The 16,577-nt window shown below is 57.0% G+C and carries 9 protein-coding genes, 2 tRNA genes and 3 rRNA genes; 3 read left to right on the top strand and 11 right to left on the bottom strand.

The window, feature by feature from the left end; genetic code table 11:
- Positions 1–148 precede the first annotated feature (148 nt).
- From ACPJXG_RS23605 to ACPJXG_RS23620, 4 genes are all read right to left on the bottom strand, one after another.
- Complete coding sequence (locus ACPJXG_RS23605) at positions 149–1,894, bottom strand: PQQ-dependent methanol/ethanol family dehydrogenase (protein ID WP_425254785.1); 1,746 nt, start codon at positions 1,892–1,894, stop codon at positions 149–151.
- Between the two features lie 55 nt (positions 1,895–1,949).
- Entirely contained in the window at positions 1,950–2,345 is a 396-nt protein-coding gene (locus tag ACPJXG_RS23610; protein WP_425252508.1) for a DUF779 domain-containing protein, read from the bottom strand.
- 55 nt (positions 2,346–2,400) lie between these two features.
- Positions 2,401–3,921 carry an aldehyde dehydrogenase gene (adh, locus tag ACPJXG_RS23615; RefSeq protein ID WP_425252509.1) on the bottom strand — a complete coding sequence of 507 codons (1,521 nt, stop codon included), beginning with the start codon at positions 3,919–3,921 and terminating at the stop codon, positions 2,401–2,403.
- Positions 3,922–4,173: 252 nt separating this feature from the next.
- A complete protein-coding gene (locus ACPJXG_RS23620; protein ID WP_425252510.1) occupies positions 4,174–5,130 on the bottom strand; it encodes a beta-propeller fold lactonase family protein in 957 nt (318 codons plus the stop codon).
- Positions 5,131–5,334: 204 nt separating this feature from the next.
- Between ACPJXG_RS23620 and ACPJXG_RS23625 the strand changes: the two genes are divergently transcribed.
- Positions 5,335–7,488, top strand: a complete 2,154-nt coding sequence (locus ACPJXG_RS23625; RefSeq protein WP_425252511.1) for a TonB-dependent receptor family protein — start codon at positions 5,335–5,337, stop codon at positions 7,486–7,488.
- A 54-nt stretch (positions 7,489–7,542) separates the two neighbouring features.
- Here ACPJXG_RS23625 and ACPJXG_RS23630 read toward each other — a convergent pair whose 3' ends face one another.
- The 7 genes from ACPJXG_RS23630 to ACPJXG_RS23660 form a co-directional block, all read right to left on the bottom strand.
- On the bottom strand, positions 7,543–8,376 hold the full coding sequence (locus tag ACPJXG_RS23630; protein WP_425252512.1) for a substrate-binding periplasmic protein: 834 nt from the start codon (positions 8,374–8,376) through the stop codon (positions 7,543–7,545).
- Positions 8,377–8,391: 15 nt separating this feature from the next.
- Positions 8,392–8,877 carry a cytochrome c-550 PedF gene (gene pedF, locus ACPJXG_RS23635; RefSeq protein ID WP_035824926.1) on the bottom strand — a complete coding sequence of 162 codons (486 nt, stop codon included), beginning with the start codon at positions 8,875–8,877 and terminating at the stop codon, positions 8,392–8,394.
- Positions 8,878–9,088: 211 nt separating this feature from the next.
- A 5S ribosomal RNA gene (gene rrf, locus ACPJXG_RS23640) occupies positions 9,089–9,201 on the bottom strand.
- A 136-nt stretch (positions 9,202–9,337) separates the two neighbouring features.
- Positions 9,338–12,214 (bottom strand): 23S ribosomal RNA (locus tag ACPJXG_RS23645).
- Between the two features lie 243 nt (positions 12,215–12,457).
- Positions 12,458–12,533, bottom strand: a tRNA-Ala gene (locus ACPJXG_RS23650).
- Positions 12,534–12,558: 25 nt separating this feature from the next.
- Positions 12,559–12,635 (bottom strand) — tRNA-Ile (locus tag ACPJXG_RS23655).
- A gap of 79 nt (positions 12,636–12,714) precedes the next feature.
- Positions 12,715–14,245 (bottom strand): 16S ribosomal RNA (locus ACPJXG_RS23660).
- The 16S, 23S and 5S rRNA genes sit together here with 2 tRNA genes alongside, the layout of an rRNA operon.
- A gap of 475 nt (positions 14,246–14,720) precedes the next feature.
- Between ACPJXG_RS23660 and cobT the strand changes: the two genes are divergently transcribed.
- Positions 14,721–15,761: a nicotinate-nucleotide--dimethylbenzimidazole phosphoribosyltransferase gene (cobT, locus tag ACPJXG_RS23665; protein WP_425252513.1), complete on the top strand. Its 1,041-nt coding sequence runs from the start codon at positions 14,721–14,723 to the stop codon at positions 15,759–15,761.
- Between the two features lie 4 nt (positions 15,762–15,765).
- Positions 15,766–16,572: an adenosylcobinamide-GDP ribazoletransferase gene (locus tag ACPJXG_RS23670; RefSeq protein WP_425252514.1), complete on the top strand. Its 807-nt coding sequence runs from the start codon at positions 15,766–15,768 to the stop codon at positions 16,570–16,572.
- The last annotated feature ends 5 nt before the right edge of the window (positions 16,573–16,577 follow it).

The raw sequence follows: 16,577 nt of genomic DNA on the forward strand, positions 1-16,577 counted from the left end.
CGCCACTGACAGTGTTCATTTTTTGACCGCAAGCAGGCGTATCGGGCATACAAGTAAACAAAAAACTGACGGCCTGGGCCGTCAGCAAAAAGAAAACACCCGGCGGACAGGGAGACACCCATCCGAGTGGCCCGGATGCTTCACCCCGTTACTTCGATGCCAGCTTGAAAACCCACACGGAACCGCCCTGCTCCAGGAAGTTGACTTTCTTCGCCACTTCGCCGCCCCACAACGGCACCGCGCCACCCCAGCCGGAAACGACGGCTACATATTGCGTGTCGCCATCCTGCCAGGTGACGGGCGGCGCCACGACGCCGGAGCCCGTCTGGAATTTCCACAGCTCCTTGCCCGTCTTCGCATCGACGGCTTTCAGGAAACCTTCCGGCGTGCCGTAGAACACCAGGTTGCCGGCCGTGCTCATCACGCCGCCCCACAGCGGCGCGTTGTTCTTGATTTCCCACACGATCTTGCCCGTCTTCGGATCGACGGCGCGCATGGCGCCGATGTAGTCGTCAAACAAGGGCTTGATGGTGAAACCGGCACCGAGGAAAGCGCCGCCCTTCTTGTAGCTGATCGGCTCGTTCCAGATGTCCATGCCCCATTCGTTCGCCGGCACATAGAACAGCTTGGTTTGCGGCGAGTACGCCATCGGCATCTGGTTTTTGGCGCCGAGGAAAGCGGGCGCGGCAAACACGGTCGTGCCCTTCTTGCCTTCCTCTCCCTTGGTCGGGTCGCCAGGACGACCGGCGGCGATGTAGTTCGGCCGGCCCGTCTTCAGGTCGATGCTGCTGGCCCAGGTGATTTTCTTCACAAACGGAAAGGCGTTCTGCAGCTTGCCAGTGCTGGCGTCGATCACATAAAAGAAACCGTTGCGGTCGGCCTTGCCGCCGTAGCGCTTGCCATCCATATCGAAGGTGACGAATTCGTTGGCGCCGTCGAAATCCCAGGCATCGTTCGGAGTGTTTTGATACGCCCACTTGATCTGCCCCGTTTTCACGTCCAGCGCCACGGTGGAGGACGAGTACAGGTTGTCGCCGGGACGCAAGTGGCTGTTCCACGGCGCCGGATTACCCGTGCCGAAATACGCAAGCTTGGTTTGCGGATCGTAGGTGCCGCCCATCCACGTCGAGGCGCCGCCCGTTTTCCACAGGTCGCCCGGCCAGGTCTTGTTCACCGTTCCCGAAATGCCGTTATCGATCGCTTTGCCATCCTTGTCATAGCGGTGGCCCATATGGCCCTCTACCGTCGGCCGGCTCCACACGAGGTCGCCCGTCATCGGGTTGCGCGCTTCGACCCTGCCAACGATGCCAAATTCCCCACCCGACACACCCGTCAGCAGCAAGCCTTCGGCGATCAGCGGCGCGGCCGTCATCGAGTAGCCAGCCGCATAATCATCGACTTTTTCCTTCCAGACGATCTTGCCCGTGTTCTGGTCCAGCGCCACCAGATAGGCGTCGAGCGTGCCAAAAATCACAAGGTTGCCGTACAGGGCGGCGCCGCGGTTGACCACGTCGCAGCATGGCATGATGCCGTCCGGCAAGCGATGCTCATACTTCCACAGCTTGGCGCCCGTTTTCAAGTCGACGGCAAAGATGCGCGAATACGATGCAGTAACGAACATCTTGCCGTTGTGAATAAGCGGCTGCGATTCCTGGCCCCGCTGTTTTTCGCCACCAAACGAGAACGACCAGGCCGGCACCAGCTTGGCCACGGTCTTGTCATTGATTTGCGTCAACGGCGAATAACGCTGGCCCTGCGTGCCCATGCCAAACGACAGCACGCTGGCCGGATTCTTCGCCGTGCTGTCGAGCATGGCATTCGTGACATTGCCCACGTCGGCCGCCTGGGCCAATGAGGCCAAGGATGCCAATCCCAAACCGACGACGATCCCCATGATTTTTTTCTGCACAATCATCTCCCTCTGTTTTATTAGTATGTGTGTGTAACTCTCAGGTACTTTTTCTGTCGTGCTCATGCGGCTGGGCATGCAACAGCGCGTACTCTTCATCGGTGAACAGGCGCGAGCGCGTCAGGAAGCGCTTGCCCGTACCGTTGTCGAGTGAAAACATGCCGCCATTGCCATCGACCACATCGATAATCAACTGGGTATGCTCCCAGTACTCGAATTGCTCGAGTCCCATGTAAAACGGTGTGCCATTCAAATTGCCGAGATAGATATCGGTATCGCTGACATCGAACTCGCCCAGCGCATAGCACATGGGCGCGCTGCCGTCGCAGCAACCGCCCGACTGGAAAAACATCAGCGGGCCGTGACGCTGGCGCAACTTGTCCATCATTTCCAGCGCCGCATCGGTGGCGACCACCCGGGCAATTGCTGCACTCATGGCATCCCTTTCTGCGCGCCGCGCCTGGATTGACAGGCGCGGCGCGTGTACCGGTTTAGAAGAAGCCCAGCGCTTTCGGGCTATAGCTCACCAGCAAGTTCTTCGTTTGCTGGTAGTGATCGAGCATCATCTTGTGGTTTTCGCGGCCGATACCCGATTGCTTGTAACCGCCGAACGCGGCGTGGGCCGGATACAGGTGATAGCAATTGGTCCACACGCGGCCCGCCTGGATGGCGCGTCCCATGCGGAAGGCGCGCGAACCGTCACGCGTCCACAGGCCGGCGCCCAGGCCGTACAAGGTGTCGTTGGCGATCGCCAGCGCTTCGGCCTCATCCTTGAAGGTCGTGACGGACACGACGGGCCCGAAGATTTCTTCCTGGAAGATACGCATCTTGTTATTGCCCTTGAACACGGTCGGACGCACGTAGTAGCCGCCTTCCAGGTCGCCCGCCTGCGTGTTGCGCTCGCCGCCGGCCAGCACTTCGGCGCCTTCCTGGCGGCCGATGTCGAGGTAGGACAGGATTTTTTCCAGCTGCTCCTGCGACGCCTGCGCACCGATCATGGTGGACGAGTCAAGCGGGTTGCCCTGCTTGATGGCCGCCACGCGCTTCAGGGCGCGTTCGATGAATTTCTCGTAGATCGATTCCTGGATCAGCACGCGCGATGGGCAGGTGCATACTTCGCCCTGGTTCAGCGCGAACATGGTGAAGCCTTCCAGGCACTTGTCGAAATACTCGTCGTCCGCATCCATCACGTCTTCAAAGAAGATGTTCGGCGACTTGCCGCCCAGCTCCAGGGTGACGGGAATCAGGTTTTGCGCGGCGTAACCCATGATCAAACGACCCGTGCCCGTTTCGCCCGTAAAGGCGATCTTGGCGATGCGCTTGCTCGACGCCAGCGGCTTGCCCGCTTCCAGGCCGAAACCGTTGATGATGTTCAACACGCCCGGCGGCAGCAGGTCGCCGATCAGCTCGATCAACACCATGATGGACGCTGGCGTCTGCTCGGCCGGCTTAAGTACCACGCAATTGCCGGCGGCCAAAGCTGGTGCCAGTTTCCACACGGCCATCAGAATCGGGAAATTCCACGGAATGATCTGACCCACGACACCGAGCGGCTCGTGGTAGTGGTAGGCATAGGTTTCCGCATCGATTTGCGCGACAGAACCTTCCTGCGCGCGGATGCAGCCGGCAAAATAACGGAAATGGTCGATGGCCAGCGGAATGTCGGCATTCATCGTTTCGCGGATCGGCTTGCCGTTGTCAATGGTTTCCGCCGTGGCGATCAGGCTCAGGTTCTGCTCGATGCGGTCGGCGATGCGGTTCAGGATATTGGCGCGCTCCGCAGGCGAGGTCTTGCCCCAGGCATCCTTGGCGGCATGCGCGGCGTCCAGCGCCAGTTCGACGTCTTCCGCCGTGGAGCGGGCGATTTCGCAAAATGGCAAGCCGGTGATCGGTGTGATGTTAGGAAAGTATTCACCTTTTACTGGGGCAACGAATTTGCCGCCGATGTAATTGTCATAGCGTTGTTTGAAAGGATTGGCTACGCCCAGTTTGCTGATGTCTGCGAGATTCATGTCGTCCTCTATCGGGTTAATTAGAATGGAATTGCTTTAATTAAAATCAAACGTCCTGGTACAGATGGGGTGAGTACACGGGGTCTTCCGCAAATGCCGTGCCAGCTCGCCATCCCACTACAAACTTAGCCGGTTTTACCCTTGTTGCAAGGGCGCGGCATCAATACCGGCGCGCTTTTCAACGCATGCCCGGGCTTGAGCCGCTGCACAATGGAACAGGTGTACCAGACTGGAACACCTGCGCCTGTGCCACTAGCGAATCACCACGCCCCATGGCAATTCGCCCACGGCAATATCGGCCACCTTCTGCGCGCTGGCCGTGTCGATGACGGAAACGCTGTTCGAGCGGCCATTGGCCACGTACAGCTTGGCGCCATCGGGCGTGATGGCCATATTCCACGGGCGTTTGCCGACGGGAATAGTGGCCGTCACCTTGTTGCTGGCCGTGTCGATCACCATCACCGTGCCATCGATACCGTTCGAGACATACACCTGCTTGCCGCTGGGGTGGACCACGATGCCGTTGGCATTCTTGCCCGCAGGAATGGTGGCGATGGCCTTGCGCGCGGCCATGTCGATGACGTAGACGGCATTGACCAGTTCGCACGCCACGTAGGCACGGTCCGAGTCCGGACTGAAGCCGATGCCGCGCGGACGCAAGCCCACGGCAATGGACGCGACCTGGCGGCGTTGTGCCACATCAATGACGTCGACTTGCTCGGCCTCTTCCGCGCTGACCAGCAGCCAGCGCCCATCGGGGCTGAAAACGGCATGTTCCGGGTTACGTCCGTGCACCTTGATATCGGCAAGCAAGCTGCCTGTATGCCCGTCGAGCAAGGCCACGCTATTGTTTTCCTCGACGGCCACGGCCACATGACTACCATCTTGCGAAGCGCTGACACCTTCCGGCGACTTGCCCAGCGCCACCGTGCGCACGGGCGCGCCGCCAGCGTTATCGATCAGCAGCAAGGCGCTGCTGGCCGCGTCCGTGACAAACAATTGCCGTCCGCTGGGGTCGGCGGCAATGCCGCGCGGACGCTTGCCCGCGGCGATCTGGCGCACGACCTGATCGGTCGCCGTATCGATCACGCTCAAGGTGCCCGATTTTTCATTGGGAACATAAGCAAATGGAGCGGCCTGGAGGGCGCTGCTGGCGAGCGCAGGCAGCAGCCAGCACACCTGGCGCAAGCGCGGGAAGAAGTTGGGCATAATCACCTTTCGATGGCAAAACACAGGAAAAGCGCGCGGCATCGGCGCATCTGAACATTGCTGTATGCAAACGCCGTGCCACTGACACGCGTATAATTTCAGCCCACCAATGGAGACATGGCAGGCATATTGCTTGATACAACTATGCAGACCTGCGCCGCGCACGCGACCAAAGCAGGCTTTTAATCACATTGGAGAATCCGCATGCAGCATCGTTTCCGCCTGAACACCATCGCCAGCCTGTTTGTCGCCGGCAGCGCCACCCTCGCCCCCCACGTCTTTGCCGCCGAGGCAGCTGACCTGGCCAACGGGCAACTGATGGATACGGTGGTCGTCAGCGGCAGCCGCATCGCCCACCCCAGCCAGGAAGTGCCGGCCTCGATCGACGTCGTCGACAGCGCCCGCATCCAGGATGGCCAAATCCGCGTCAACGCGTCGGAAGCGCTGGCCGCCGTGCCAGGGCTGGTTGTGCAAAACCGCCAGAACTACGCGCAAGACTTGCAGATCTCGTCGCGCGGCTTCGGCGCCCGCTCCGCCTTTGGCGTGCGCGGCGTCAAACTGATCAGCGATGGCATTCCCGCCAGCATGCCGGACGGCCAGGGCCAGGCCGCCACCTTCAACCTCGATACGGCCGAGCGCATCGAAGTACTGCGTGGACCGTTTTCTGCCATCTACGGCAACCATTCGGGCGGCGTGATCCAGCTGTTTTCCAAGGATGGACAAAATCCCCCGTCCGTCGAATTGAATGTGACGGGCGGCAGCTACGGCACCAACAAGGTGGACTTGACGGCGCAAGGCCAGGCCGGCGGCATCGGCTACGTGCTCGACGGCTCGCGCTTCCGCACCGATGGTTTCCGCGACCACAGCGCCGCCACGCGCGAACAGGCGTTCGGCAAGATCACCGTCAAGCCGACGGCGGACAGCAAGCTGACCATCGTCGCCAACAGCCTGCATCAGGGCAACACACAAGATCCGCTGGGCGCCACCTGGGCCACGTTTGCCCGCGACCCGCGCGCCGGAGAAACCGATGCGAGCGACACGCAGAACCCGAAGCGCACCCTGGCCGAGCGCTACAACACGCGCAAGAGTATCGACCACCAGCAAATCGGCGCCACCTATGAACAGTCGTTCGGCGACGACCGCCTGCATGTAATGGTGTATGGCGGCAACCGCGACGTGATCCAATATCAGGCCTTCTCCAAGTTCCTACAAAATCAAACTATTAATGGAGTACTCACACATTCAGGCGGCGTGGTCGACTTCCAGCGTCAGTTCTACGGCATCGACACCAACTGGCTGCACGTGAACCAGCTGGCAGGCGGCAAGCTGAGCACCACCATCGGCATCGATTACGGCCGCTCCAGCGACGACCGCACGGGTTATGAAAATTACATCGGCAACACGTTTGGCGTAAAAGGCAAGCTGCGCCGCGACGAGCAAAATGTCGTCTCCAGCCTCGATCCCTATATCCAGGCGGAATGGCAAAGCGGCCCATGGCTGCTCAGCGCAGGTTTGCGCTACAGCAAGATGAAAGTGGCGGTCGACGACCATTTCCTCGGCAATGGCAACGACAGCGGCAGCCTGGAGTTCAGCCACACGACACCGGTGCTGGGTCTGCTGTATAAACTGACGCCGAACGTCAACGTCTACGCCAGCGCCGCGCGCGGCTTCGAAGCGCCCACCTTGAATGAGCTGTTTTACTCGGGCACCGGTGGCGGTTTCAATTACCAACTGAAACCGGCCACCAGCACCAACCTGGAAGCGGGGATCAAGGCCAGAATCGCCAACAACACGCACGTAAACGCGGCCGTGTTCCAGATCAAGACCAACGACGAATTGGTGGTCGACAAGTCCAGCGGCGGGCGCACCAGCTATCGCAATGCGGGTAAAACCTTGCGTCAGGGTATGGAAGTGTCGCTGGACTCGAACTTGCCATATGGCTTCACGACAAAAGTGGCACTGACCAGCCTGCACGCCGTGTATGACCAGGCGTTTGGCAGCGTGCGCGAAGGCAGCCGCTTGCCGGGCGTGCCCAGCGCCAATCTGTTCGCGGAACTGGCCTGGAAAGACACGCTCGACCGTTTTGGCGCGGCGCTGGAAAGCGTGGCCAGCAACCAGGTCTACGCGGAAGACAGCAACATCGAAAAACCGGCGCCCGGCTATACGGTGTTCAATGCGCGCTTCAACGCCAAACAAAACGTGGGGAATTGGCGCTTCAAGGAATTTGCCCGCCTGAACAATCTTTTCGACAAAACCTACGTGGGCTCCGTCATCGTCGGCGACAGCAACAAACGCTACTATGAAGCGGCGCCGGGACGTAACTGGCTGCTGGGGGTTAGCGCCCAGTACAGTTTCTAAAACAAAAAGCCCGTACATCTTCCGATGTGCGGGCTTCACATACAGCATGGCCTGTTACGGCCGCGCCTCCTTCACGCCATACTTTTCAAAGATGGTTTTCAATTCACCGCTGGCAGCCATCTCATTCATGGCTGCTTGCAGCAACTTGGCCACGTCGAGTTGTTGCTTGCTGACGGCCAGGCCCACGGCCCAGCCCGCGCGCGGCAAGCGGGCGAACGCCACTTCGCTCAAGGGGAAAGCGGGATCGCTTTTCAGCACCGATTCGATTTCCGAACGGTTCGCTAACACGGCGTCGAGCTTGCCCGCCTGCAATTGTTGCAAGGCTTCGGCGGCCGTATCGAAGATGCGCACATCGTCGCGGTACTTGCCATTATCTTCGCCCAGCATCAGCATGGCGGCGATCGATACCTTTTCCACGCCGATGCGCTTGCCAGCCAGCGAAGCGACGCCATCGAATTGCGGCACCGCTTGCGCACTGCGCGCCAGGCGCACGGTTTCCACGTAATACGGCGCGAAGATCTCGACCTTGTCGTTATCCGCCATCAACTTCTTGTCGACCGGCACATGCAACATCACATCGGCGGGGCCATAACCAAGGTAATGCCCCTTCCACACCATATTGCGCAAGTCATCGTTCAGGTTTTCGCCGGCGGGAAATGGCAGCAAGCTCAGTTTCAAGCCCAACTTTTTCGCCAGCGCTTCGGCGATGTCGATATCGATGCCCGCCCCCTTGTCGGAAAACGGCGCGAACTCGTTGTACACAGCCACTTTCAGGCTGCCCGACTGCTGCACTTTCTGCCAGTCGGCGCGCGCCGGCGCGGCTGCGCACAGCGCCAGGCAAGCGAGCGAGATCATCGCGCGCGCGCCCCGGAATTGAAATGAACGCATGGGACTCCTTCGTGATCAGTTCGATTCTCTACGGGTTTCCAGATAGGTCTTGATGGCCCACATGGCTTCCTGATTAAATACGCCTTCGAACGGCGGCATGTACACGGCGCCATTGCGCACTTTACCGTGGCGGATGGTGGTCAGGTAGTAATTGTCCGTCTCCTTGTAGCAAGCCTGTTTCTTTGTCTCATTCTTGATACCAAAACAATCGCGGTCCAGCTGGCGCAAATCCGGCGCAATGCCGCCCGAAATGGCTTCGATGCCATGGCAGCGGGCGCAATTCTGGTTGTAAGCCGACGTGCCTACAGTCAAGGCCAGCTTGTTGCCACGATACGGGTTTTGTTCGAGCCACTTGTCGCCCACCTTGGGCAAGCCGGTGGTGTCGACGCCTTGCGGCGTGACATTGCCGTGCGCATAGGCATGCGGCAAGGTCAGCAGGGAAGTGAGGGCAACGGCGCCGGCGGCGGCAACGCCGAGCAGGGTACGAATGGAATAGGTCATGCTGGTCTCCTTGGTTTTTTAGTCAATACCCAAGAAGAGCAAATGCCATGCCATGCACTTATGCCCCACATCCGGCCGCCCATGTATCAATTTGGAACAGCTGCAACACGTATTTGTGTCACCGCGCGTGTAATCCGACAGCGCCAGACAAAACCACCAGACGTAAAAAAACCCCAACCGGATCACCGGAAGGGGTTTTTTCGAATAACAAGCCTGACGATAACCTACTTTCACACTGGTTGCAGCACTATCATCGGCGCAAAGTTGTTTCACGGTCCTGTTCGGGATGGGAAGGGGTGGGACCAACTTGCTATGGTCATCAGGCATAACTTGTACTGGCATTTGTCTCCTGTAGGACGACAAAGCCTGAATCTGGAAGAAGCAAAGATTGGTAATGAATAGTAGTATCAACACACACGCAACGTTGTACCGTCTTATCCTCTGTACCTGCTAAGGTTATAGGGACAAGCCGTACGGGCAATTAGTACTGGTTAGCTTAATGCATTACTGCACTTCCACACCCAGCCTATCAACGTCCTGGTCTCGAACGACCCTTCAAAGAGCTCAAGGCTCTGGGAAATCTCATCTCAAGGCAAGTTTCCCGCTTAGATGCTTTCAGCGGTTATCTCTTCCGAACTTAGCTACCCGGCAATGCCACTGGCGTGACAACCGGTACACCAGAGGTTCGTCCACTCCGGTCCTCTCGTACTAGGAGCAGCCCCCCTTCAAATTTCCAACGCCCACGGCAGATAGGGACCAAACTGTCTCACGACGTTTTAAACCCAGCTCACGTACCACTTTAAATGGCGAACAGCCATACCCTTGGGACCGGCTACAGCCCCAGGATGTGATGAGCCGACATCGAGGTGCCAAACTCCCCCGTCGATATGAACTCTTGGGAGGAATCAGCCTGTTATCCCCAGAGTACCTTTTATCCGTTGAGCGATGGCCCTTCCATACAGAACCACCGGATCACTATGTCCTACTTTCGTACCTGCTCGACTTGTCAGTCTCGCAGTTAAGCACGCTTATGCCATTGCACTATCAACACGATGTCCGACCGTATCTAGCGTACCTTCGAACTCCTCCGTTACACTTTAGGAGGAGACCGCCCCAGTCAAACTGCCTACCATGCACTGTCCCCGATCCGGATAACGGACCAAGGTTAGAACCTCAAACAAACCAGGGTGGTATTTCAAGGTTGGCTCCACGAGAACTAGCGTCCCCGCTTCAAAGCCTCCCACCTATCCTACACAGATTGGTTCAAAGTCCAATGCAAAGCTACAGTAAAGGTTCATGGGGTCTTTCCGTCTAGCCGCGGGTAGATTGCATCATCACAAACATTTCAACTTCGCTGAGTCTCGGGAGGAGACAGTGTGGCCATCGTTACGCCATTCGTGCAGGTCGGAACTTACCCGACAAGGAATTTCGCTACCTTAGGACCGTTATAGTTACGGCCGCCGTTTACTGGGACTTCAATCAAGAGCTTGCACCCCATCATTTAATCTTCCAGCACCGGGCAGGCGTCACACCCTATACGTCCACTTTCGTGTTTGCAGAGTGCTGTGTTTTTATTAAACAGTCGCAGCCACCAGTTTATTGCAACCCTTTCACCCTCATGGAGTAAACCAATCAAGCTACCGGGGCGTACCTTTTCCCGAAGTTACGGTACCAATTTGCCGAGTTCCTTCTCCCGAGTTCTCTCAAGCGCCTTAGAATACTCATCTCGCCCACCTGTGTCGGTTTGCGGTACGGTCTCGTATGACTGAAGCTTAGAGGCTTTTCTTGGAACCACTTCCGATTGCTTCGTGAATAAATTCACTCGTCTCAACCCCTTGAATTGCGCACCCGGATTTGCCTAAGTGCCTTCTATGAGCCAAAAACCAACTATTCCAACAGTTGGACAACCTTCCGCGATCCGTCCCCCCATCGCATCATACGACGGTGCAGGAATATTAACCTGCTTCCCATCAGCTACGCATCTCTGCCTCGCCTTAGGGGCCGACTCACCCTGCTCCGATGAACGTTGAACAGGAAACCTTGGGCTTACGGCGTGGAGGCTTTTCACCCCCATTATCGCTACTCATGTCAGCATTCGCACTTCTGATACCTCCAGCATCCTTTACAAGACACCTTCGCAGGCTTACAGAACGCTCTCCTACCATATCTATTGCTAGATATCCGCAGCTTCGGTGACTGGCTTAGCCCCGTTACATCTTCCGCGCAGGACGACTCGATCAGTGAGCTATTACGCTTTCTTTAAATGATGGCTGCTTCTAAGCCAACATCCTGACTGTTTTAGCCTTCCCACTTCGTTTTCCACTTAGCCAATCTTTGGGACCTTAGCTGGCGGTCTGGGTTGTTTCCCTCTTGACGCCGGACGTTAGCACCCGACGTCTGTCTCCCAAGCTCGCACTCATCGGTATTCGGAGTTTGCAATGGTTTGGTAAGTCGCAATGACCCCCTAGCCATAACAGTGCTCTACCCCCGATGGTGATACTTGAGGCACTACCTAAATAGTTTTCGGAGAGAACCAGCTATTTCCAAGTTTGTTTAGCCTTTCACCCCTACCCACAGCTCATCCCCTAATTTTTCAACATTAGTGGGTTCGGACCTCCAGGGCGTGTTACCGCACCTTCATCCTGGCCATGAGTAGATCACTTGGTTTCGGGTCTACACCCAGCGACTGATCGCCCTATTCGGACTCGATTTCTCTACGGCTTCCCTATATGGTTAACCTTGCCACTGAATGTAAGTCGCTGACCCATTATACAAAAGGTACGCAGTCACGGAACAAGTCCGCTCCTACTGTTTGTATGCACACGGTTTCAGGATCTATTTCACTCCCCTTCCGGGGTTCTTTTCGCCTTTCCCTCACGGTACTGGTTCACTATCGGTCGATTACGAGTATTTAGCCTTGGAGGATGGTCCCCCCATATTCAGACAGGATGTCACGTGTCCCGCCCTACTTGTCGTACGCTTAGTATCACCGGTCCGATTTCACATACGGGGCTATCACCCACTATGGCTCCTATTTCCAGAGGATTCTGTTATCGGTCCGACTATCACGTACAGGCTCTTCCCATTTCGCTCGCCGCTACTTTGGGAATCTCGGTTGATTTCTTTTCCTGCAGCTACTTAGATGTTTCAGTTCGCCGCGTTCGCCTTGCATACCTATGTATTCAGTATGCAATACCCTAAAAGGGTGGGTTGCCCCATTCGGAAATCTGCGGATCAAAGTGTGTTTGCTCACTCCCCGCAGCTTATCGCAAGCTACTACGTCCTTCATCGCCTGTAATCGCCAAGGCATCCACCATGTGCACTTATTCGCTTGTCCCTATAACGTTAGCCTCTTCATTCTTTCAATCGAAAAGAGCGCTACAGGGATAAGAAAGTACAACGTTGTTGCTTGTTTGTTGATACATACAATCATTACCCATCGATTTGCTTGTTATGGCAAACCGATCAATAAATAATCTTTACTTCTTCCAGATTGTTAAAGAACATACAGCACTTGATCTCGAAAAGACCAAACCTAAATCCCTGTGTTGAACTCAACACTGATTTACGTTTGAACTTTTGGTGGAGGATGACGGGATCGAACCGACGACCCCCTGCTTGCAAAGCAGGTGCTCTCCCAGCTGAGCTAATCCCCCTAGGGTATTTCCAGACTACAGAAACTGGTAGGGCTGGTTGGACTCGAACCAACGACCCCCGCGTTATCAACACGGTGCTCTAACCAGCTGAGCTACAGCCCCAAATGCTGTTCTTTATATTAACAGCCGATAAGTGTGAACATTTGATGCGTGAATCATTTCTGATTCGTGCAAACTCTAGAAAGGAGGTGATCCAGCCGCACCTTCCGATACGGCTACCTTGTTACGACTTCACCCCAGTCACGAATCCTACCGTGGTAAGCGCCCTCCTTGCGGTTAAGCTACCTACTTCTGGTAAAACCCGCTCCCATGGTGTGACGGGCGGTGTGTACAAGACCCGGGAACGTATTCACCGCGACATGCTGATCCGCGATTACTAGCGATTCCAACTTCATGCAGTCGAGTTGCAGACTACAATCCGGACTACGATACACTTTCTGCGATTAGCTCCCCCTCGCGGGTTGGCGGCGCTCTGTATGTACCATTGTATGACGTGTGAAGCCCTACCCATAAGGGCCATGAGGACTTGACGTCATCCCCACCTTCCTCCGGTTTGTCACCGGCAGTCTCATTAGAGTGCCCTTTCGTAGCAACTAATGACAAGGGTTGCGCTCGTTGCGGGACTTAACCCAACATCTCACGACACGAGCTGACGACAGCCATGCAGCACCTGTGTACTGGCTCTCTTTCGAGCACTCCCCAATCTCTCGGGGATTCCAGCCATGTCAAGGGTAGGTAAGGTTTTTCGCGTTGCATCGAATTAATCCACATCATCCACCGCTTGTGCGGGTCCCCGTCAATTCCTTTGAGTTTTAATCTTGCGACCGTACTCCCCAGGCGGTCTACTTCACGCGTTAGCTGCGTTACCAAGTCAATTAAGACCCGACAACTAGTAGACATCGTTTAGGGCGTGGACTACCAGGGTATCTAATCCTGTTTGCTCCCCACGCTTTCGTGCATGAGCGTCAATCTTGACCCAGGGGGCTGCCTTCGCCATCGGTGTTCCTCCACATATCTACGCATTTCACTGCTACACGTGGAATTCTACCCCCCTCTGCCAGATTCTAGCCTTGCAGTCTCCAATGCAATTCCCAGGTTGAGCCCGGGGATTTCACATCAGACTTACAAAACCGCCTGCGCACGCTTTACGCCCAGTAATTCCGATTAACGCTTGCACCCTACGTATTACCGCGGCTGCTGGCACGTAGTTAGCCGGTGCTTATTCTTCAGGTACCGTCATTAGCAAGAGATATTAGCTCTCACCGTTTCTTCCCTGACAAAAGAGCTTTACAACCCGAAGGCCTTCTTCACTCACGCGGCATTGCTGGATCAGGCTTTCGCCCATTGTCCAAAATTCCCCACTGCTGCCTCCCGTAGGAGTCTGGACCGTGTCTCAGTTCCAGTGTGGCTGGTCGTCCTCTCAGACCAGCTACTGATCGATGCCTTGGTAGGCTTTTACCCTACCAACTAGCTAATCAGATATCGGCCGCTCCACGAGCATGAGGTCTTGCGATCCCCCACTTTCATCCTTAGATCGTATGCGGTATTAGCGTAACTTTCGCTACGTTATCCCCCACTCTAGGGTACGTTCCGATATATTACTCACCCGTTCGCCACTCGCCACCAGAGCAAGCTCCGTGCTGCCGTTCGACTTGCATGTGTAAGGCATGCCGCCAGCGTTCAATCTGAGCCAGGATCAAACTCTTCAGTTTAATCTCTGTTACTTTGCCCTTTTACAGGCACCATCATTGCTGATGGGTCGCTCACTCAAAAAACTGACAGGCTACTTCCGAAGAAGTATCCTATTTCATTATTTCTTGTGAACATTTGATATTTTAAGTTAGACGCCAATCCGAAGATTGACGCTGCACTTACATCAAATGCCCACACTTATCGACTGTTAATTGTTAAAGAACTGTATTCGGTGCTGCTTATTTACCACTCTCGCGCTACCGACAAAGCGTTGTGTTTGTCAGCTGCGAAGAAGGAAGAGTATGAAGCATTTCGCTAAATCCGTCAACTCCTTCTTTTCTCTCGTCTCACTCGGCATTTGCATGCGTCGTTCAGCGAGGGGGCGAATTATAGCCCTGGCCCGAACTCCCCGCAAGCGCTAATTTGCATCTGGGCAAATATTGCTGTGTGATATCGTAGTGCCGACCATACCCTGCCTCATCCATATAGATTCCCATGCCTATCCCACACATTACCTCTACCGCCAATCCCGCCCTGGCCAGCGCACTCGAACACGCCATCAATAGCAAGACCAAGCCGCTGGGCAGCCTCGGCATGCTGGAAACCCTGGCCCATCAGATCGGCCTGATCCAGCAAGGCACGCAACTGGCATTGCACCAGCCTGCCATCATCGTTTTCGCGGCCGACCATGGCGTCGTCGCGGAAGGCATTTCCGCTTATCCGCAAAGCGTGACCTGGCAAATGGTGGAGAACTTCCTCGGCAACGGCGCCGCCATCAATGTCTTCGCCCGCCAGGCCGATTGCGCCCTCTATATAGTAGACGCTGGCGTGAACCATGATTTCGGCCCGCGCGACGGCTTGCTTGACCGCAAGCAAGGCCCCGGCACCCGCAACTTCGCCAAAGAGCCCGCCATGAGCCAGGAACAATGCCTGGCCGCCATGCAAGCGGGCATGGACTTGGTCGCCACCCTGGATGGCAATGTGCTGGGCTTTGGCGAAATGGGTATCGGCAACACCACCGCTGCCGCGGCACTGATGCACAAGCTGACGGGCACGCCCGTCGCCGATTGCGTGGGCGCCGGCACCGGCCTGTCGAAAGATGGCGTGTTGCATAAACAACGAGTGATCGAAGCGGCCGCCGCCCATCACGCGACAGTCAATGAGCCGCTCGACGTGCTGGCCACCTTTGGCGGCTTCGAAATCGCCATGATGGCCGGCGCCATGCTCAAGGCGGCCGAACGGCGCATGATTCTGCTGATCGACGGCTTCATCGTCAGCAGCGCCCTGCTGGTGGCGGCCCGTCTGCAGCCGGCCATCCTCGATTACTGCGTGTTTTCGCACTGCTCCGATGAAAACGGCCATCGCCAGTTGCTGGCCAGCCTGGACGCACGTCCGCTGCTGCACCTCGATTTGCGCCTCGGTGAAGGCACGGGTTCGGCGCTGGCCTTGCCGCTGCTGCACGCGGCCGTCAACTTCATGCGCGAGATGGCGACGTTTGCCTCGGCCCAGGTCAGCGAAAAGTCCACGCCAGACTAAGACGATGGCTAATCCCGTTTCCGCCGCAGTCCACCAGTGCCGATTGTTCTTTATCGCGCTGCAGTTCTTCACGCGCCTGCCGATACCGCGCTGGGTGGGTTTCGAGCAGGCCTGGCTGCAGCACGCCTCGCGCTACTTCCCGCTGGTCGGCGTGGTGGTGGCGGCCATCAGTGGCGCCGTGTATCTGGTGGCCAGCTGGCTGCTGCCTTCGGCGGTGGCCGTGCTGCTGGCCGTTGCCGCCGGCATCTACCTGACGGGCGCCTTCCATGAAGACGGTTTTGCCGACATGTGCGACGGTTTCGGCGGCGGCATGACGCGCGAGCGGGTGCTGGAAATCATGAAGGATTCGCGCATCGGCGCGTATGGCGCCATCGGCATCCTCTGCCTGCTAGCGATCAAATGCGCGGCGCTCGCTTCACTGCCGCCTGCCACGGTAGTGGCGACATTATTCATCGCCCACCCGCTCTCGCGCCTGGCCGCCGTGTCGCTGATCTGGCTCATGGACTACGCACGCGACGAAGGCAAGGCCAAGCCGATGGCACAGGAGATGACGACGGGAGAATTCATCATCGCCACCCTCTGCGGCCTGCTGCCCGCCATCGCCTGCGGCCTGCTGGGCATATTTGACTGGGCCACGCTGGTCTTTGCCTTCGTGGCGGCGGCAGCTGCCGCATTCTGGCTGGGCCGCAAATGCCAGCGCCGCCTGCAAGGCTACACGGGCGACTGCCTGGGCGCCGTGCAGCAGGTGGCGGAAGTGGCGATTTACCTGGCCATCCTGTCCAGCTTTCAACCTCCATTGCGCTTCTACTAAACAAG

This window comes from Janthinobacterium sp. NFX145, assembly GCF_049810325.1.
In the GTDB taxonomy this organism is placed as follows: Bacteria; Pseudomonadota; Gammaproteobacteria; order Burkholderiales; family Burkholderiaceae_D; genus Janthinobacterium; species Janthinobacterium rivuli.